This window comes from uncultured Methanobrevibacter sp., assembly GCF_900316895.1.
Taxonomy (GTDB): domain Archaea; phylum Methanobacteriota; class Methanobacteria; order Methanobacteriales; family Methanobacteriaceae; genus Methanocatella.
Genome location: NZ_ONER01000002.1, coordinates 30,703 through 49,075 on the forward strand (window position 1 = coordinate 30,703; position 18,373 = coordinate 49,075).

An 18,373-nucleotide genomic window follows, 5' to 3' on the forward strand; every position below is an offset into this window, starting at 1 on the left:
TCTTAGCTCCTATTGTATATTAACGATTTTTTTAAAATTCTTATAGTCCTCATCACTTAAATCAAAATCATATTGTGTTAAAATTTCTTTAAGCTCTTTTTGATCCTCTTGTGTGGTTTTATCCATAATGGCATTCTTTCCTAAGCTTTTCACATCCCCAAGAACATAAATGCTTCCCCTCATGATTGATTCGCCAACGTCATCGGTTACATCGCCGAGTATTATTAGTCTGCCGCCCATCATGAGAAGTCCTGTCATATATCCGCTGTTTCCGCCGATTATTACAGTTCCGCCTTTCATGATTTCTCCAGTTCTTGAACCTGTGCTTCCTTTAACTATTACGGTTCCGCCATAGATTCCCTGTCCTGCACCATCACCTGCAGTACCTTCAATAATCAGTTCCCCCTCTGTCATGTTGTCTCCGGCAAACCAGCCCGCATTTCCGTTGATGTGTATTTTTGGGCCGTTGACCATTGTTCCAACAAAATATCCGGCAGAACCATTTATTTCGATATCAACATCTTCAATCAAGCCTGCGCAGATATTGTGTCTGGATTCGGGATTGTTAATAATGAGTTTATCGTGAGTTGTGGCCTGTTCTTTTATGGTACGGTTTAATTCCTTCTCATCCATATTTTCTGCATTGATAACATATTCTTTCATAGATAAGCCTCCTCATTTAGATGGTGTAAGCTCTTGTTTCACCTGGAGCTATTTGCTCTATTTCGTTGGAATCTGTAACATCATGCAATGCCATTTCCTCTGAAGCTATTGCAAAAATTTCATCAGTTTCCACCATTACCCCCGGCCTGAGACCAAGCTTGTCCTTTGCAATGCCTATGCCGTTAGGTGTTCCAACCAAAATTGAAAATGGACCGTCCAAATCAATTACTGCTTGGTCAAGAGCTTCTTCTAATTTATAGCCTTGGTCAAGTTTATCCGCCATATAGTGAACGATGCATTCTGTATCGTTGAATGACTCAAATGTATGTCCTTTTCTCTCTAGAGGATCTCTTATTTTCCAGTAATTGGTGATTTGGCCATTGTGCACTACAGTTATGTCTGGTATGATGTAGCTTTGGTATGGGTGTGCATGATAGCGGTCCACACCACTTTCTGTTGCAAAACGTGTATGTCCTATTCCATGTGTTCCCATTCTGCTTGAAACATCGAACCTTTCTGCTATGTCCTTTACTTTTCCGGTGTCCTTTATCATTTCAAATGAATGTGAACCGTTGATTACTCTCACGTTTTCCAGTTCGTCTATTTCCCTTATACATGGCTGTAAAAGAGAATACTCATCCAATGCTATTTTGCATTTGTATACGTCTGAGTCGCCTACAGACTCAATTAATTGCTCTTCGAATATTGGGCTTATCTGATTTAATAGTGATTTTAAATTGTCTAATGCTCCTCTTCTTCTTTGTATTTCAATGTTTAATTGATAATAATTTTCAGGAAAATTTAAACTGCCGTAGATTGCATAACCTGCTGAATCCGGGCCTCTGTGCTGTAGGGATTCCAACATTGATGTCAATGCTTGGCCTACATTGTGAGTTTTTTTATCTTTGTATATTACACCTGCTATTCCACACATTTTTATACCTCCAAACAAAATAATAGGTGAATACTACATGTTAAGTTAATGACAGATTATCAGTAACTTAAGTCGAGTTTATTTTAAATCTGATATCTCAATTTTTCTAATGCTTGAAATATCATGATTTATAGATTTCATATGCCTAATTAACGATAATAATTCTAAAATTACAATATGCCTTAAAAAAATAATTCTAAAATCTTAAAAACCATTTACATTTAATTTGTCACGTCTGATTTCACTTTAATTTTCAACCTCCAAAAAAATTTAAAATCAATTGGCAGACCATTTAAAGACCAAATTTTAAACAAGACCGCCAATCAATTCAGTGATATTATACGTTTAAGTACTCATCCCTTTCATAATCGAAGACTTGAATTCTATAAGCATCCCATTCGGCCCTTTTGATGTTATAGAATTGATTAAATACTTTTTCTCCAAGAGCGTTTTTAACAACCTCATCCTCTTCTAATGAATGGTATGCTTCCCATAAGCTTGTTGGCAAATTGCCAATTCCTTTTTGGGCAATTTCATCTTCAGAAAGTGCAAACAAGTTTTCTTCAGTCGGTTCGCCAGGATCAATCTTATTGTCCATACCATCTAAACCAGCTTCGAGAAGCACTGCAAATGCCAAGTATGGGTTACATGATGGGTCAGCTGACCTGCACTCGATTCTTGTACCTAATCCACGGGATGCAGGAATCCTTAATAATGTTGACCTGTTTTTAAATCCATAAGCGATGTAACATGGTGCCTCGTATCCAGGCACTAAACGTTTATAAGAGTTGACTGTTGGGGATAATATTGCTGATAAAGCCGGTGCATGTTTCAGCAATCCTCCAATGAAGTATAATGCTTCCTGTGATATTTGGTTTTCAGTATCAGGATCATAGAAAATGTTTTTTCCGTCTTTAAACAAACTTTGGTTACAGTGCATTCCACTACCGTTGATTCCGAGGAACGGTTTTGGCATGAATGTTGCTTTAAATCCTAAGTTGTTTACTACAGCTTTGACTGCCTCTTTAAATGTTATTACAGCATCAGCTGTTTTTAAAGCATCAGCATATTTGAAGTCTACTTCGTGCTGTCCTGCAGCCACTTCGTGGTGACTTACCTCAACATTGAAATCCAATTTTTCCAGACCTAATACGATTTCCCTTCTGATATCAGTACCTTGGTCTAGAGGTTCTACATCAAAATATTCAGCTTCATCTGCAGGTATGTAATTTCCGTTTTCATCTTTTGTTATAATGAAGAATTCCGGTTCCGGACCCATATTGAATTGGTATCCTCTTTTTTCTGCTAATTGTAATGATTTTTTAAGCACTCCTCTTGGGTCTCCATCATATGGTTTTCCCTCTGTAGTGAAAATATCACAGATGAATCTGCTGGTACCTTTCACTTCAGGTCTCCATGGAATTGTTGAAAATGTGTCGATATCCGGTTTTGCAAGTAAATCACTATCATTAATTGAAGCTAATCCTGCAATTGAGGATCCGTCAAACAATAATCCATCATTTACGATGTCTTCAACATCGTCAGCTTTTTTAAGAGGTACTGCCATACTTTTTGGTAACCCATGTATGTCTGAGAGCTCTAATTTCAAAAATTTTATGTCGTTTACTTCTATTGTTTTAATTATTTGGTCTAATTTATCATCTCTTTCTGACATTCTTTCACATCAATTTTTGAGTTTATTTTTCATTTAGCCGAATATTTTGAAAGTGGAAAATTTTTTACTAAATGAATTTCATAAAATGTATAGTCGGAAATACATTGTCGGAAGGAACATTCCTTCCGATTAATAAATTTAGTAGTATTAATATATAAATATTTTGAATATGAGAAAAAATGAAAACAAAAATAAAACCTATATTTTCTTAATTTCTGACGATTAATTTAAAACCAATCAAAAAAAATCATTTAAATACTGTTAAAAATAAATTGGATTAAATTAGTGATGGAAAACAAAAAAAATAGATAATTAAATGAAAAAAAATATTTTCTAAGATTATGGCATGGATTATATGGAATCAAAATTCAAAATTCAGGAAGGTTCCCTGATTTTTCCGTGGAATATCTTTTATGGATGTTGTATTCTTATCATTAAACATTATTTCAACGGTATGATTTCCATAGTCAAATGTGACATTGCTATCCTTATTAAAGTTAAATGAAGTGACAGATTCATCATTGACCTTAATGTCATATGTTGAGTTCTTCTTGAATATTCCTGATGAATAAGCTATGGAGGAGTTATCCAAAAAGATTTCATATGTACATGAATGAACATCCTTTGAAGAGACAGCATACTGTTCATAAACTGTCGTGTTGTTATTTTCATAAGTGTGAGTTATTACAGTTCCTTCAAACACTTCTTTTAAGCGAGTATTTTGAATCACGCTTCCTTCTTCAAGATTCAAAAAGTTTTTAGCACCTTTAGGTAATCTTAATACATTAGGTTCGCCATCCCTTGCATCTTTGATTGTGTAACTGCTGTCATCAATCTGTATAGTGTCGTTTTCCTTTACGCCCAATGTCATCATGGCGTCGGCCGGTATGCGCACCAAATCCAATTCATCTTCAATAGCTACATCAACGGTATAAGGACCCCTTACTGAAATTGAGTTTCCCCTTGCTGAATCATCGGCATAAATGATCAGGTTTCTTGAATTGGGCTCGATTGACAGGACACCGTTTTCAAAATGTGCGGCTCCAATAAATGTTGAAATCATTAAAAGCAATATAATGATTGAAATAATAAGTGGAAAATGAATTTTGATAAACGACCTTACAAGATTTCCCTTAGGAGTCTTTTTAAACATTAGGATTGACTTTACAATAACTTTGACAATGTAATAGATTGCTATTATAACACCGATGACACCAATCATTATACCTATAGCCAACGGAACAAAGCTTACGAAAAATATTGTAAACAAGCCTAAAATGACCAAAGACAATCCGACAATTGACATTCGGATAAAATGACCGATTTCATCAATCATTATAACACGGCCATACTTGTTAGCCCGGCTCATGATTGTCCTTACAACTTCATTTGCCATCAAGTTCAAATCCTCAAGTGGGGACATGTCATGCTCGATTGCACCAATGTCGACCTCAGTTATTGAAATTCCCAGTACATCGGCATCTATAACAATACCTACATCGACACCATAGTCCTTTTCAAAATTTATACGTTTCAATACTTCTTTACGTGCTGCAAACTGACCACTCAACGGTTGTTCAAAAGTAATTTCTGGGAAGAAAAAGTTTAAGAGCGGCTTTGCGGTAAGTTCAGTTACACGTCCACGGGCACGTGCGAATTTGGTTTTAGTAATATCAGTTTTACCCATAAGAATAGGCATTATCATTGCCTCTACCTTTTTGGATGTTAAATTATGAATGTCTGCATCAATGAAAGCAATGATATCACATTCCGCTTCCCTGTAACCTGTGAACAATGCTTCACCTTTACCCTTGTTGGTCACATGAGTAATCACGCGAGCCCCTGCCTTCATTGCTTCAGCTTCGGTATTGTCAGATGATCCGTCATTGACAACTATTATTTCGTCAACAAAGGATACCTTCTTCACCACATCCACAACGGTAGCTACGGTATCTTCTTCGTTATAGGCGGGGATGATTACTGAAACCTTCTGGTACTTTTTAGGTTTTTGGGTTTTTATTCCCGCAAGCAAAAATGCAATAATTACAAAAAACCAATACAATTTAAATTCACCGTTTTTAATTTCTACATTATTATTTTTATAATTTAAATAGTTATAAATGTTATTATTAATTCAAACAAAAAATTATTAATTAATAAGCGATAATATTGAATTAAAAAGAAATATTGATTTAGGTAGTATTTGATGATTGTTAAGACACTCCAAAAAGAATTGAATCTGGCCAACTGGCAGGTAAAAAAGGTAATCAAACTGATTGATGACGGAAATACTATACCTTTCATTGCAAGGTACAGGAAAGATGTCACCGGTTCTCTCAACGATGAGACATTGAGAAAATTCGATGAAAGGCTAAAATACCTGCGAAACCTGGAAGACAAAAAAGAGAAAGCCATCAAAAGAATTGAAGAACTTGGAAAACTTGATGATGATTTGAAAAGTCAGATTTTAAGGGCTGAAACTTTAGTGGAACTTGAAGATATCTACAGACCATTCAAAAGCAAAAAGCAAACAAGGGCTACAAAGGCACGTGAAAAAGGCCTGGAGCCACTGGCAAATATCATCTTAAAACAAAATGTTAAGGAAAGCGTCAAAAATATAGCCAAAAAGTATGTCACCGATGAGGTGAAAACCCCTGAAGAGGCGATTCAGGGGGCACAGGACATAATAGCTGAAATCATCTCGGACAATTCCACATTCAGAAAGAAAATCCGTCAAAATACATTCCGCACCGGCCAGATTGAAACCAAGGCTAAGGACAAAGACATCTCAACGGAATACGATATCTACTACAATTATTCGGAAAACGTCAAAAAGATACCACCCCACAGGATTCTGGCAATCAACAGGGCTGAAAAGGAAGGTGTTATTAAAGCTAAAATCACCTGCGACAGCGATGAAATCCTAAAATATCTAAACAGGCATATGCTTAAAAACATCTCTAAGGTACCTGAAAAAGTCAAATACAATAAGTATACGACACCAATCATTAAAGAGGCAGTTAGCGACGCTTATAAACGTCTAATTTCACCTGCAATTGAACGGGAAATAAGAAATTCTTTAACCGAAAAGGCCGAAGAGAAGTCAATAGAGGTATTTGCAAAAAATCTGAATCAGCTTCTGATGGAAAGTCCGCTTGTCGGCAAGACTATTTTAGGATGGGACCCTGCATTCAGAACCGGCTGTAAGCTTGCCATTATTGATAAAACCGGAAAAGTATTGGATACCGCTTTGATTTATCCGACAGCGCCGCAAAATAAGGTTAATGAATCTATCAATACCGTTCGTAAATTGATTAAAAAATATGACATTAACGTTATTGCAATCGGCAATGGTACGGCTTCAAGAGAGTCTGAAGAGATTGTATCTCAAATTATCAAAAACACAAATGTAGAATACATCATTGTCAATGAGGCGGGAGCATCAGTATACTCAGCATCAAAATTGGCTGATGAGGAATTTCCGGAGTTTTCAGAGGGTGAAAGAAGTGCGGTATCAATTGCAAGAAGGCTGCAGGATCCATTAGCCGAACTTGTTAAAATCGACCCGAAATCCATTGGTGTCGGACAATACCAACATGACATGAATCAAAAGCGATTGAATGAATCATTGACCGGCGTTGTTGAAAAAGTGGTTAATGAAGTTGGAGTTGACCTGAATACCGCATCAGTAAGTCTCCTGAATTACGTTTCAGGCATTGGAAATACAACAGCTAAAAATATTATCGAATACAGGGAGGAGAACGGAAGTTTTAAAAACAGAAAGGAATTATTGAAAGTTAATAAACTAGGTAAAAAGACATTTGAACAATGTGCCGGCTTTATTAAAATTGATAATCCGAATTATCCGCTTGACAATACCACAATTCATCCCGAATCATATGATGCGACCTTAAAATTATTGGATAATCTGAATTACTCCGTTAATGATATAGGAACCTCAAAACTCAAATTAGATAACATCAACATTAATGAACTCTCTGAAAGACTGGATATAGGTCAAGAAACCCTAAAGGATATCATTAAGGAGCTTAAAAAGCCTGGGCGTGATCCCCGTGAAGACATGCCGAAGCCGATGCTGAGAAAAAACGTGTTATCGATCGATGACTTGGAGGAAGGCATGATAATGCAGGGAACAGTCCGAAATATTGTTGATTTCGGTGCATTTGTAGATATTGGAGTTCATCAGGACGGACTGGTTCACATTTCACAGTTGGTAGCCGATAGGTTTGTCAAGCACCCCTTGGATATTGTGAGTGTAGGGGATATCGTTGACGTTAAAGTCTTGGATGTTGATAACAGAAGAAATAGGATTAATCTTTCGATGATACTCTAAATCTCCAATTTAATTTCATCAAATGTTAAGTAAGGAATTTTGCTATTCTTTGCACCAGCTTCAAATTTAATAAATCCCTCTTCTTCTAATCTTTTTACTTTAGGCTGTACATTACTTACATCTTTATTAATCTTATTTGCCAAATCACGGATGCTTCTAGGCTTTTCATGTTTAATGGTATTTAAAATAATCAAATCCAAATCTGATAAGGATAATTTATTTGTTACCAAACTTTCAGTTAATTCTATTTCTTCATCCAAGTTATCCCTATAATATCTCCAATTTTCTAAATCAACATACATTTTCATATTGTTTGTTCTTTCAAACAGTTTTTCTAGTTCTGAAATGGAGTTATATGTTTCTTCCATTTCTCGAATAAATTCATGCCCTGTTTGCTTTTTGACTAAAGTTATAATCACTTTAACATCTCCATTAACTCCTCAACATCAAAACTATTTGATGCATTTAAGTAATCTTTAATTGTTTCTAAAATTTTTTCCATATCCAGTTGACTTATTTCTACTTTATGAACATGTTTTTTAGGGTCAGGATGAATATGAACCCTATCAATATGATAATTGTCAATCAGGATGTTATCCGGCATGATAACGATTGACCAGCCATTAGGTGTCTTTGCCGTGTAAATCAATTTGTCACCTATCCTATGTTTATTCTGAATTTTTCTTGTCATATCATATTATATTTTTTATAATATTTATATATTTGTTGGTTTTAAACCAACACAATTATATATGTATAAGTAATTATTATAATACTAAGTAAATTTTATCGGATTATGTAAATTTGCAAAAATCTTAATAGTACTTAGACATAAAATAAATATATTAACATTTATTTTTAGAAGGGATTTTTAAATGACACCAAAGATAATGATTATTCTTGGAAGTGGATCAGATATTGCCATTGCAAATAAAGCAATGGACATACTGGACAAATTAGAAATACCATACAGTTTAAAAATAGCATCAGCCCACAGGACACCTAACCTTGTACGTGAAATCGTGACTCAAGGTACTGCTGCTGGAATAGAAGTGTTTATTGGAATTGCCGGTTTGGCAGCGCACCTGCCTGGTTCAATTGCGGCATATACATACAGACCCGTCATTGGAGTTCCGGTTGATGTAAAAACAGGAGGTATCGATGCTTTACAGTCAATCATTCAAATGCCTTATCCATCCCCTATAGCTACCGTTGGAATTGACAGGGGAGATAATGCGGCAATACTTGCTGCACAATTCATTGGACTTCATGACGATGAGATACATCAAAAGGTCATAAAATTAAGAAAGGATTATGCTCAAAAGGTAATTGACAGCAATGAAAACCTTGTCCAGCCGATTCACAGGCCATTCATCAGAAATGACTTCATAAAAGTCAAAGACATTGAAATAAATAAAGTTCAAGCGGATGAAGAGAATGGAGGATGCAAAAACAAGGATGCTGAAGTGGCGATTATTGTTGGAAGACAAGCAGATGTGTTAACAGCAAAAAAAATAACCAAACTTCTTGACAGACTTAAAATTACATATGACATGAAAGTCGTCTGTCCAATCAGATCAAACAAAAAATTCATCGATTATGTCAAGTCCATGAAAAACGCCAAAATTTTCATTGGAGTCAGCTCCAACTCATCACAGGTTACAGGAGGACTTGTCGGCCTTACAGCAAGACCTGTAATCGGAGTTCCATGTACCAATGAAAACGGCGATGACTACATGCTTACAACTGTCAGCATGCCACCGGGAGTTCCCGTTGCAACTGTCGGAATAAACAACGGAAAGAATGCCGCAGTATTGGCAGGTGAAATATTTTCAATCAGAAATCCGGAAATGGTGGACATTCTTGAGAAATTAAAGGATAAAAAAATAAGCTTATAGTGATAACATGAACCTTAAAGACGAAAACATTATAGAAATTGCAGATGAGCTTTCAACTGAATATGAAATCTCAAAAGTATTAAGAGAATATCCTAAGGACACCGTTATTGTTAAAAACGTGAAAGGATATGACATGCCAGTTGTAACCGGAATCTGCAATACCCGTGACAAGATTGCTAAATCAATCAACTGTGAAGTGTCAGAGATTACCGAAAAAATCATTGACGCAATGGAAAACCCACTTGAAGTTACCAAATTCACTGATTTTTCAGATTATGATAATCTAGATATTGATTTAGGAAAAATTCCTATTTTAACACATTATAAAAGAGATGGTGGAGCATACATTACCGCCGGTGTCGTGTTTGCACGTGACCCTAAAACAGGCATCCAGAACGCTTCAATCCACAGGATGATGGTGCTTGACGATAAAAGACTGGTCATCAGAATTGTGCCTAGAAACCTTTATACCTACTTCCAGAATGCACAGGCAGCTGGTGAAGACTTGGATATTGCAATAGCTATCGGAATGGACCCTGCAATATTGCTTGCAAGTACCACTTCAATACCTATCGACTACAACGAGATGGAAGTGGCCAATGCATTTAAAAATGGAGAACTCGAATTGATAAAATGCGGCGATTTAGAAGTTCCACAGGCTGACATCATACTTGAAGGTAAGATTTCAGTGACTGAAACCGTTGCTGAAGGCCCATTCGTTGATTTGACTGACACTTACGACATCATCCGTGACCAACCAATCATTAACTTGGAAAAAATGCACATCAAAAAGGACAATCCTTGCTATCATGCAATCGTTCCTGCAGGATTTGAACACAAGTTGCTGCAAGGTCTCCCACAGGAGCCAAGGATTTACAAGGCAGTTAAAAATGCTGTTCCTACAGTTGAAAATGTCGTTCTGACTGAAGGAGGCTGCTGCTGGCTTCATGCAGTTGTATCAATCAACAAACAGACTGAAGGTGACGGTAAGAACGCAATCATGGCAGCATTGTCTGCACACCCTTCACTAAAACACTGTGTTGCTGTGGATACCGATGTCAACATTTTCGATGCGGAAGATGTTGAATATGCAATAGCTACACGTGTAAAAGGTGACCGTGACATCATGATTGTTCCAAATGTCCGTGGATCATCATTAGACCCTGTGGCTGAAAGTGACGGTACAACCACTAAAATCGGAGTTGACGCAACAAAGTCACTTAAAACATTAGAAAAATTCGAAAGAGTTAGTTTTGGAGAATGAAACTAACTTTTAATTTACTTTTTTTAAATATTACCCAAATACACATTTTTTATTCCTTTATTTAAAGCTATTTCTTTTGCCTTAAACAGGATTTCGGGCCTTGTCGGTGAAATGTCATTCATCTTATAGTATGGAAATGCCCTTGAGAAATGAAGCGGAACATTGCAGTCCAATTCATTTACTACAAAATCACATAATTCATTAATTTCTTCAATTGAATCATTATAATCATTGATAATTAAATTGGTTATTTCCAAGTGCTTACCTTCATCATAAACCCTTTTTATATTGTCCAAGACTACATCCAAATCCGCACCACAGACTTTTTTATAGAAATCCCTGGACATTGCCTTAAGGTCTATGTTGAATGCGTCGACAAATGTTAAGATTTCTTCAATTGACTTATCCGAAAAATAGCCGTTGGTCACATAGATTACCTTCAGGTCTTTTTGCCTTGCAAGTAAAGAGGTTTTCATGGAGAATGGCAAGTGTATCGTAGGTTCATTATAGGTCCAAGCAATTGACTTGCAATTGTATCTAAGTGCATTTTCCACAATCGCTTCTGGTGTTATTTTAACACCCATTGAATTTTTGTCATATTCATGTGATATCATATAGTTCTGACAATGCAGACATGTCATGTTACACCCAAAACCCCCGATTGAGTATGTAAAAGTGCCGGGTAAAAAATGATTCAAAGGCTTTTTTTCAACCGGATCAGGACTAAGTGATGAAACTACACCATATGACTCATCAAACAATTCCCCATTGATGTTTTTATGCTGTCTACAGACTCCAACATTTCCATCAGCAATCTTACAGTAGTTGGCGCAAATCTCACATCTGATTTTCCGTGTTTTGGAACTCTTTTTGTATAAATCACTACTCACTAACATAATGCTCATAGCCTTTGTTTTTAATTCTTTCAACATAGCCGTTTTCCAGGGTAAGTTCAACAACATCCGAATCGTTAACCTCACCGATTACAATGCAGTCAATCGGCAACTTTTCAAGATTTTCCTCAGAAATTGTGAATAAAAGCTCAAAGTCCTCGCCGACATGCAATATCAAATCCAGATAATCAAGGTTTAATTCATTGGCCAGCTGTTTATATTCATTGGAAGCATTCAACATCTCTTCATGAATCATGAAGCCGAAACCATCCCTTTTAATCTCATATAACTCACTTGCAAGCCCGTCTGTAATGTCAGTGGCTGAAGTTGCATAATCCTTCAGGATTACACCCTCCTTAATCCTTGCTTTGGGTTTTAATGCATGCTTTACATATACATTATCCAAGGTTTCCAGCTCAAAGCCCAATGCTGCAAGTCCAATGTCGCCTGTAACGGCAATCAAATCACCCTTTTGATAAGTGTCTTTCATCAATGGCTTATCTGTCAGACCCAATGCAGTGCCGGTGATTATTATTTCTGATGCCTCATTGGTGTCCCCGCCAATCAGTGGAATTGAATAATAGTCACAGGCCTTCAGAACACCGTCAATGATTTCCTTAAAGGAATCCAATTTCAAATCCTTTGGAAGAGCGATTGCAAGCAGAAATCCCAATGGCTCTGCTCCCATTGCCGCAAGGTCGCTTACGTTGACTGTGACTGCCTTAAATCCCATGTCAAAATATGTCATGTTTTTCGGAAAGTGCCTTGACTGAATCAGCATGTCACATGTTGAAATAAGATTTGTATTGTCAAAATTTGTTATTGCTGTATCATCCGGCGTGATATCCTTGGAATTGGATATGATATATCTGACCAATTCCTTTTCGCCGATATCTGAGACTTTCAAGGTCATGAATATTAGTATAAACTTTAAAATAAATAAGTTTTTAGAAAAAAAGTAAAAATATTTCAGAACTATAAGTGTTCTGAAACTCTGTCCTTGATGATTTCATACATTCTTCTGTCGATTCCTAAAGGATCGGTCAGAACGATTTCACCATCGAATTCGACCGGCTCGTCATCGTGGTCATGATGGTGGTGATGATGTCCGTGATGGTGGTCATCGTGATCATCGTGGTCATGATGGTGGTGATGATGTCCGTGGTCGTCACCTTCATAATCGCTCTCAATTCCTAACAATCCCGGAATGTCCCTTTTTGTGTGAAGACCGTGTGCTACAAAGACCGGCACTACAATGATTTTTTCCAAATCATTCTCTTCGGTCAATTTTTTGATTGTTTCCGGAATTCCAGGTTTTCTGATTTCCATGAAACCGTATTCAACCGGTATGTCCGGAAATTCCTCAGCATACATTTCCTTATAAGCTTTAATTACCTCTTCACCATCGTCCAATCTGGAACCGTGAGATAATAATAATATTCCTGTTTTCTTATCTGACATAAATATCAACCATAATTAAATTTTAAGTTAAATTCTGTTAAGTTATCTTGATTAAAAAATTTTTCAAAAAAATATATGGAAAAATAACTATTTTCCCTCAATCATTTTAGCTAAAATATCTATTAAGATGTCATCAGCCTTGATAGGCTCCGGATATAAGATTTCACCATCGAACTCGACAGGGGTCAAGTCATGCACATGGTCGTGGTCCCCATGGCCATGGGAATGGCCGTGTGAATGCCCATGTTCGTGGTCATCCAAAAATCCTAGGATATGTGGAATGTCATGGGTTGTGTGCATTCCAGGAGCAATGAATACCGGTACGACAACCAGTCTTTCCAAACCGTTTTCATCAACAAGTTTGTTGATTGATTCAGGTATGCTTGGACCGCATAATTCCATGAATCCGAAACTTGACGGCAATTCGCAGGTCTTTTCAAACTTATTGTATAATGCAGTTGCAAATTCCTTGTTGTAGTTTAGTCTGGAACCGTGGGTTACAAGCAGTATTCCGGTTTTTGCACTGTCATCCAATTCGGATTCAGCCAATGCTTCTTCAACTCTTTTATCGATGATATCCAATAGCTCATCTCTTGGTCCTATTGAACTTAAAAGTTCAATTTCACCATCAAAATCGACATCAGGAGCTATTGACAAGTAATGTTCTGGCGGATAGTTGCCGTCAGGACATCTTGGATCCTCTTCAAGTGGTTCCAAACCCAATAATTGTGGAATATCGATGTTGGTGTGAATTCCTGGAGCTAAAAATACAGGAAGAGCAATGATTTTATCCATATCATCCACTTCTTCTTTTAGAATATCTACAGCACCTGCAATTGTAGGTTCTGAGACTTTCATGTATCCTATTTCAGCCACAAGACCTGTTTTTTTGATAAATTTTTCTTTGATTTCTGTAAATACCTCTTCAGCGTAAGGCAAAGTACTGCCGTGACTTACGAGAATTACACCGGTATTATTTGATAACTTTGAATTTGTATCCATATGAGATTACTCCGTCTTCTCCATCCTCTCTAACTCTTCTAAATACCATTTCAACATCATCGCCGATTTCAAGTGAATCAACATCACAGTCGACGAGTTGGGTGGTTAATTTTGCACCTTCTTCAAGTTCAATGACCGCAACAGCATATGGAGCTGATTTTTTGAAGTCATCAGGTGCTGATCTAATTACTGAATAAGTATATATTTTTCCTTTTCCAGAAAATTGGAAAGGTTCAAGGTCTCCTTTTCTCCTACAGTTAGGACAAACTACACGAGATGGGAAGAATACTTCACCACAGGTGTTACATTTGGAGCCTATAAGATTATATCTTTGTTGTATATGACGCCATGTTCTTACAGTATCAGACATGTGAATCCTCCTAATAATTTTCAATATGTATAGTTTATCTTAAATAATATAAATAGGTATTTTTTTTATTACTATTTTTGACATTTTCACAAAATCGTATTAACATTAATATGCAAAATCATAGGGTCGCACTTCAACAATTAATTTATAAATTTCAAGCCAAATCCTTAAAAATGAAAGCAAAAAAACCAGACTCAAAAGGCAATATTATCGTAGGCACCACTGCAATTCTGATTGTGGCGCTTCTGTTAATCTCCATTTTTGTTATAACTACAATAACTTTCATTCAAAATTCAAATATTGATTCCGAGAACAATGATAATTTCAAATATGTTATCGATGACTATTCAGCCAATTTGGAGATTTTAGAAAGGGATGCAATAGCTGAAGCTACTCAAAAGGTTTACAATGGTCTGCCTGTAAGAGACAGTCCAGACCAAATAAAAAAGAATTTGAACAATATTTTGGAAGATAAAAACGAAGAATTCAAGAAAAAATATGATATTGACTTATCTTCAGAGGTGATATCTGTTGAACCAACCGATTCACCCTGGAAATTATTGTTTAAAGTTAAACTGAATGGAAAAAAGGGTAGTGATGAATTTTCACAGATAATTGAAAGAAACGCTTCTATTGAAGGTTTAAGGGACCCATTACCTATTGCAAAGCTGACTATAGCATCCGGCGTGATGGCATATGATGATAAGATCCATTATAAGACTGCACTTTCAGCATATATGCTCCTGCATAATTTCGACTCGCCGGAATCATATATCGAAGCAACAGCGCCATTAACTATAAAAAGGTGTCCTTATGACCCATACGTTCACCATGGTGATCCTGGAGTATTGAGGGATTGCCTTGATACCGGCTATTTTCATGAAAGCGCTGACGGAAGCTGTTATCTATGCAGGCTGGAAGGAAAGGGGAAATGTCCCCATTATGGCATGGAGGTCTTCATCCAGACACATACCCCACTTGGAAACGAATCGCTGTCGTGCTCTGATCATGTGGTTTTTGCAGACCACTATAACGGCGAAAAGATAAATCCGGATGATTGGGACAGCTTGATTCTGGATGCATCACACAGAAAGAAATACGGGTTGGTGGGAAATGAAAGCTATTGAAATCGGAATAATCCTAATCATCATTTTAGTAATCTTCGGCGCAATCCTTTCATCCATTGAAAATTCGACTGAAAAGGCCATGAAAGAAGTTGAAGCAAATAATATGGAAAAACTAACCTCAGAAGTCATTGCCAACCTGATAAACAATCCAGGAGTTCCTGAAAACTGGAATGAATATGGCAAAGGCACTCCCGGCCTTGCAGTCATCAATGGGGAAGGCCAGATAATTCCAAACAGTGTCTCATATGCCAAACTGATAGCCCTAGGAAAGGATTATGACAAGCTGGTTTATGACAAACTGTTCACATCAAAAATACATACTTCAATGGAACTCATACCTAAGGAGAGCTGCATTTCAAGTGTAAAGATTGGTGAAAGTGGTGAAGGCGAAAGCGTTTTTTCACTTACAAGACTGGTGAAATGTGATTTCTACAAAAGCTATGTACTCAAAAATTTTGAAATCAATGGCAAGTGCAACAAGCACCACTCACAGGACAAGTGCAGCTGCAACTACTTTAAGGTATTTCCGGGGAACTTAAAAAAGTCGGATTACTATCTGCTGATTGACACGACAGAGGAATATGACCTGTCCTACATTGTAGACACCACAAGAGTTGTAAAGGACAGACAATGGAAAACCACAATATCTGATGTGATTTACCTAAACGATGAATTTGATTTTTACGATGATGAAAGTGCCATAGTGTTCGTTCATCTTGACAAGCCACATCCGAAGGCATTGCTGGTGTGCGTTCCAAAAAACTTTGATAAGGACCTTTTAGAATATGATTATTTCAGAACAAATGAATGTGAATTTGTCATGAAGGCATGGTATTAAATTAAAGTGCCCAACAGGAGCAGTGAAACTGAAATCAAGACAAAACTTGAAATTGAATCTGTTATACTTGTTGAAATAGGAATTACGATATTGTCCGGATCCAAATTATGATTATATGATGTAATGGAAACGTAATATACAATAATTACCATTATAGCCACTAAAATCAGCCCTGACATTGTGCTTATTTCAACTATCTTATCAAATCCGACACCGACAACACCCAAAGCGAAGGAGGACCCTTCTGCTAAAAGGCCTATTAGCGGGAAGACAATAATCGCTAAAATGAAGCTGATAATGAAATTATGAACCGCTTCGCCTTTTGGCTTATTGAACGGTTCGACTAAACCTGAGTGAAGTCCTGAAGATAATCTGGCTCCCAAAATACTTATTAGGCTTCCGCTTTCTCCTGAAAACAGTGGCAATAAGGTCAGTAGACTTGCATTTGTAAGCAATGTTTCAAGTGCTGAATTCAAGATACTTCCAGCGGCCCCTCCTAAAAAGGAACATAAAAGCAGAATAGGTGTGGACTGCTTCAAAATGGTATTTGTCTCATAGGACAGACGATAACAATAAACAAAGCTGATGCAGACTGCAATCAAAACGATGCCAAGAACAGCATCTTTAAAAATGTAGCTGAAGTTCATCGCCTGCAGAATAAATATTGATGCAATGATAGCCGGCAGTGTGAGCAAATCTCCAAATGCAGCTATAATTGGGCTTGTTATATTGTCCGGGTCCCATCCATGTTCATAGCTTTTAAATGATACAAACATTGTAATCGGAAGCATTATCAGGTTTGAAATTATTCCTGCAAACACACAGATTAGCATGAAATCTATTAGACTCATTGACGGTTGATGCAGTAAAATACATAATACTTTAGCTATGATTGCTAAAAACAATGACAATACCATCGTCAAAACAAAAGATGAGTAAATATTATAGTTCAATTGCTCTGAAAACTCAAATTCCGGTGATATTATACCGATGTGAAGGTTGGTTGATAATCTTGATGCAAAAGAACCGAAAATATTTCCCCTCATTCCAATTGCTCCAGGAATGACTACAAGCAATCCCGGGAATGTTTCTAGGAAAAAGGTCATCTTACCTAAAATAAGACCGGCACATAGGTCTCCAATAGCGCAAATCAAAAGGGCTATTAATCCTTCCTTAATGACAGATTTATGCTCTGCGTAAAAATCAGAACATTTTACAGATAGTGGAGTGCGAATCTTCTTCTGTTTGTCTGTCACACATATCACTACCCATAATCATTTTTTCACTTCCTAGTCTTCTTCTAATTCTTCTGGAATATCCTCTAAAGAACAGGTTCCTGCCGCTAATTTTTCAAGCAAATCAGCACCTTCGTCTGTTCCTTTTAAAATTAAAGTATCATCCGGTAAAAGTGTGGTATGTTTATCCGGTCCATAAATCCATGATGAACCTCTTCTGATTGCAATTACACGCATACCAGTACGGTTTACCAATAATAAATCTCCTAAAGTATTATTTGCAAGTTCTGATGAATCGTCAATGGTAACTCTGACTATACTTTTATCAGATTCTTCCATAACCATCTTAAATACAGGGTGTGGTTTAAACCCGGTTATCACTAAATCAGCCAAATCCTTAGCAGCATTTGCTATACTTTCAGCCGCTTCTGCGATTTCAATCAATGCTGTTAACTTCTCTGCATCTTCATATGATCTGGCCGCTACTAACGATTCCTTTTTGATTTCATAATTCATGGAGTTAACTTCATTTTCCAGTGCAATAACTTCTTCTGCTGCTGCTTTACTGTTGAACAAAACAGCAGAATAAGCTAAATCCACCATTAACTCCGACATGTTTTTCATTTCTATTAAAAGAGTTTTAATTGTCAATTCAAATT

At 36.7% G+C, this 18,373-nt stretch carries 18 protein-coding genes; 5 read left to right on the forward strand and 13 right to left on the reverse strand.

Going from position 1 to position 18,373, the window contains the following annotated elements; translation table 11 throughout:
* Positions 1 to 9: 9 nt before the first annotated feature.
* The 4 genes from QZN27_RS00600 to QZN27_RS00615 form a co-directional block, all read right to left on the reverse strand.
* On the reverse strand, positions 10 to 663 hold the full coding sequence (locus QZN27_RS00600) for a tributyrin esterase (RefSeq protein ID WP_296782391.1): 654 nt from the start codon (positions 661 to 663) through the stop codon (positions 10 to 12).
* A 16-nt stretch (positions 664 to 679) separates the two neighbouring features.
* Positions 680 to 1,597 (reverse strand): glutamine amidotransferase, encoded by a 918-nt coding sequence (locus QZN27_RS00605; RefSeq protein ID WP_296782393.1) that lies wholly within the window; start codon positions 1,595 to 1,597, stop codon positions 680 to 682.
* 337 nt (positions 1,598 to 1,934) lie between these two features.
* On the reverse strand, positions 1,935 to 3,272 hold the full coding sequence (glnA, locus tag QZN27_RS00610; protein WP_296782395.1) for a type I glutamate--ammonia ligase: 1,338 nt from the start codon (positions 3,270 to 3,272) through the stop codon (positions 1,935 to 1,937).
* A gap of 361 nt (positions 3,273 to 3,633) precedes the next feature.
* Positions 3,634 to 5,334: a glycosyltransferase gene (locus QZN27_RS00615; RefSeq protein WP_296782397.1), complete on the reverse strand. Its 1,701-nt coding sequence runs from the start codon at positions 5,332 to 5,334 to the stop codon at positions 3,634 to 3,636.
* A 144-nt stretch (positions 5,335 to 5,478) separates the two neighbouring features.
* Here QZN27_RS00615 and QZN27_RS00620 point away from each other — a divergent pair, with 144 nt between their 5' ends.
* Positions 5,479 to 7,626, forward strand: a complete 2,148-nt coding sequence (locus QZN27_RS00620; protein WP_296782399.1) for a Tex family protein — start codon at positions 5,479 to 5,481, stop codon at positions 7,624 to 7,626.
* Here the strand turns inward: QZN27_RS00620 and QZN27_RS00625 are convergent.
* Both QZN27_RS00625 and QZN27_RS00630 read right to left on the reverse strand, forming a co-directional pair.
* Positions 7,623 to 8,045 carry a winged helix-turn-helix transcriptional regulator gene (locus QZN27_RS00625; protein WP_296782401.1) on the reverse strand — a complete coding sequence of 141 codons (423 nt, stop codon included), beginning with the start codon at positions 8,043 to 8,045 and terminating at the stop codon, positions 7,623 to 7,625. The genes QZN27_RS00620 and QZN27_RS00625 overlap by 4 nt on opposite strands.
* Positions 8,042 to 8,275 carry a hypothetical protein gene (locus QZN27_RS00630; protein WP_296782403.1) on the reverse strand — a complete coding sequence of 78 codons (234 nt, stop codon included), beginning with the start codon at positions 8,273 to 8,275 and terminating at the stop codon, positions 8,042 to 8,044. Before QZN27_RS00630 ends, QZN27_RS00625 begins: the two co-directional genes overlap by 4 nt.
* 226 nt (positions 8,276 to 8,501) lie before the next feature.
* On the opposite strand from QZN27_RS00630, the gene purE reads away from it, so the two are divergent.
* Together purE and QZN27_RS00640 are read left to right on the forward strand one after the other, a co-directional pair.
* Positions 8,502 to 9,524 carry a 5-(carboxyamino)imidazole ribonucleotide mutase gene (gene purE, locus QZN27_RS00635; RefSeq protein ID WP_296782404.1) on the forward strand — a complete coding sequence of 341 codons (1,023 nt, stop codon included), beginning with the start codon at positions 8,502 to 8,504 and terminating at the stop codon, positions 9,522 to 9,524.
* A 7-nt stretch (positions 9,525 to 9,531) separates the two neighbouring features.
* Positions 9,532 to 10,788 (forward strand): UbiD family decarboxylase, encoded by a 1,257-nt coding sequence (locus QZN27_RS00640; RefSeq protein ID WP_296782406.1) that lies wholly within the window; start codon positions 9,532 to 9,534, stop codon positions 10,786 to 10,788.
* Positions 10,789 to 10,811: 23 nt separating this feature from the next.
* Here QZN27_RS00640 and amrS read toward each other — a convergent pair whose 3' ends face one another.
* The 5 genes from amrS to QZN27_RS00665 form a co-directional block, all read right to left on the reverse strand.
* Positions 10,812 to 11,684 (reverse strand): AmmeMemoRadiSam system radical SAM enzyme, encoded by an 873-nt coding sequence (gene amrS / locus QZN27_RS00645; protein ID WP_296782408.1) that lies wholly within the window; start codon positions 11,682 to 11,684, stop codon positions 10,812 to 10,814.
* Positions 11,671 to 12,594 (reverse strand): thiamine-phosphate kinase, encoded by a 924-nt coding sequence (thiL, locus tag QZN27_RS00650; protein ID WP_296782411.1) that lies wholly within the window; start codon positions 12,592 to 12,594, stop codon positions 11,671 to 11,673. Before thiL ends, amrS begins: the two co-directional genes overlap by 14 nt.
* A 62-nt stretch (positions 12,595 to 12,656) precedes the next feature.
* Positions 12,657 to 13,142, reverse strand: a complete 486-nt coding sequence (gene cfbA / locus QZN27_RS00655; protein WP_296782412.1) for a sirohydrochlorin nickelochelatase — start codon at positions 13,140 to 13,142, stop codon at positions 12,657 to 12,659.
* A gap of 87 nt (positions 13,143 to 13,229) precedes the next feature.
* Positions 13,230 to 14,144: a sirohydrochlorin nickelochelatase gene (gene cfbA / locus QZN27_RS00660; RefSeq protein ID WP_296782414.1), complete on the reverse strand. Its 915-nt coding sequence runs from the start codon at positions 14,142 to 14,144 to the stop codon at positions 13,230 to 13,232.
* Positions 14,116 to 14,514, reverse strand: a complete 399-nt coding sequence (locus tag QZN27_RS00665) for a Zn-ribbon domain-containing OB-fold protein (RefSeq protein ID WP_116592943.1) — start codon at positions 14,512 to 14,514, stop codon at positions 14,116 to 14,118. The genes cfbA (QZN27_RS00660) and QZN27_RS00665 overlap by 29 nt, the downstream gene beginning before the upstream one ends.
* A 173-nt stretch (positions 14,515 to 14,687) precedes the next feature.
* Here QZN27_RS00665 and QZN27_RS00670 point away from each other — a divergent pair, with 173 nt between their 5' ends.
* Together QZN27_RS00670 and QZN27_RS00675 are read left to right on the forward strand one after the other, a co-directional pair.
* Entirely contained in the window at positions 14,688 to 15,641 is a 954-nt protein-coding gene (locus QZN27_RS00670; RefSeq protein WP_296782417.1) for a hypothetical protein, read from the forward strand.
* On the forward strand, positions 15,628 to 16,479 hold the full coding sequence (locus tag QZN27_RS00675; protein WP_296782419.1) for a hypothetical protein: 852 nt from the start codon (positions 15,628 to 15,630) through the stop codon (positions 16,477 to 16,479). The genes QZN27_RS00670 and QZN27_RS00675 overlap by 14 nt, the downstream gene beginning before the upstream one ends.
* On the opposite strand, the gene QZN27_RS00680 is transcribed toward QZN27_RS00675, so the two are convergent.
* On the reverse strand, positions 16,476 to 17,735 hold the full coding sequence (locus QZN27_RS00680; protein ID WP_296782421.1) for a magnesium transporter: 1,260 nt from the start codon (positions 17,733 to 17,735) through the stop codon (positions 16,476 to 16,478). The genes QZN27_RS00675 and QZN27_RS00680 overlap by 4 nt on opposite strands.
* A 33-nt stretch (positions 17,736 to 17,768) precedes the next feature.
* Positions 17,769 to 18,365: a potassium channel family protein gene (locus QZN27_RS00685; protein ID WP_296782439.1), complete on the reverse strand. Its 597-nt coding sequence runs from the start codon at positions 18,363 to 18,365 to the stop codon at positions 17,769 to 17,771.
* Between the last annotated feature and the right edge of the window lie 8 nt (positions 18,366 to 18,373).

Bases quoted from the DNA above. Each gene is read 5' to 3' on its own strand.
- QZN27_RS00600 (WP_296782391.1), bottom strand. From the start codon at position 663: ATGAAAGAATATGTTATCAATGCAGAAAATATGGATGAGAAGGAATTA.
- QZN27_RS00605 (WP_296782393.1), bottom strand. From the start codon at position 1,597: ATGTGTGGAATAGCAGGTGTAATATACAAAGATAAAAAAACTCACAAT.
- glnA (WP_296782395.1), bottom strand. From the start codon at position 3,272: ATGTCAGAAAGAGATGATAAATTAGACCAAATAATTAAAACAATAGAA.
- QZN27_RS00620 (WP_296782399.1), top strand. From the start codon at position 5,479: ATGATTGTTAAGACACTCCAAAAAGAATTGAATCTGGCCAACTGGCAG.
- purE (WP_296782404.1), top strand. From the start codon at position 8,502: ATGACACCAAAGATAATGATTATTCTTGGAAGTGGATCAGATATTGCC.
- QZN27_RS00640 (WP_296782406.1), top strand. From the start codon at position 9,532: ATGAACCTTAAAGACGAAAACATTATAGAAATTGCAGATGAGCTTTCA.
- amrS (WP_296782408.1), bottom strand. From the start codon at position 11,684: ATGTTAGTGAGTAGTGATTTATACAAAAAGAGTTCCAAAACACGGAAA.
- thiL (WP_296782411.1), bottom strand. From the start codon at position 12,594: ATGACCTTGAAAGTCTCAGATATCGGCGAAAAGGAATTGGTCAGATAT.
- cfbA (WP_296782412.1), bottom strand. From the start codon at position 13,142: ATGTCAGATAAGAAAACAGGAATATTATTATTATCTCACGGTTCCAGA.
- cfbA (WP_296782414.1), bottom strand. From the start codon at position 14,144: ATGGATACAAATTCAAAGTTATCAAATAATACCGGTGTAATTCTCGTA.
- QZN27_RS00665 (WP_116592943.1), bottom strand. From the start codon at position 14,514: ATGTCTGATACTGTAAGAACATGGCGTCATATACAACAAAGATATAAT.
- QZN27_RS00670 (WP_296782417.1), top strand. From the start codon at position 14,688: ATGAAAGCAAAAAAACCAGACTCAAAAGGCAATATTATCGTAGGCACC.
- QZN27_RS00675 (WP_296782419.1), top strand. From the start codon at position 15,628: ATGAAAGCTATTGAAATCGGAATAATCCTAATCATCATTTTAGTAATC.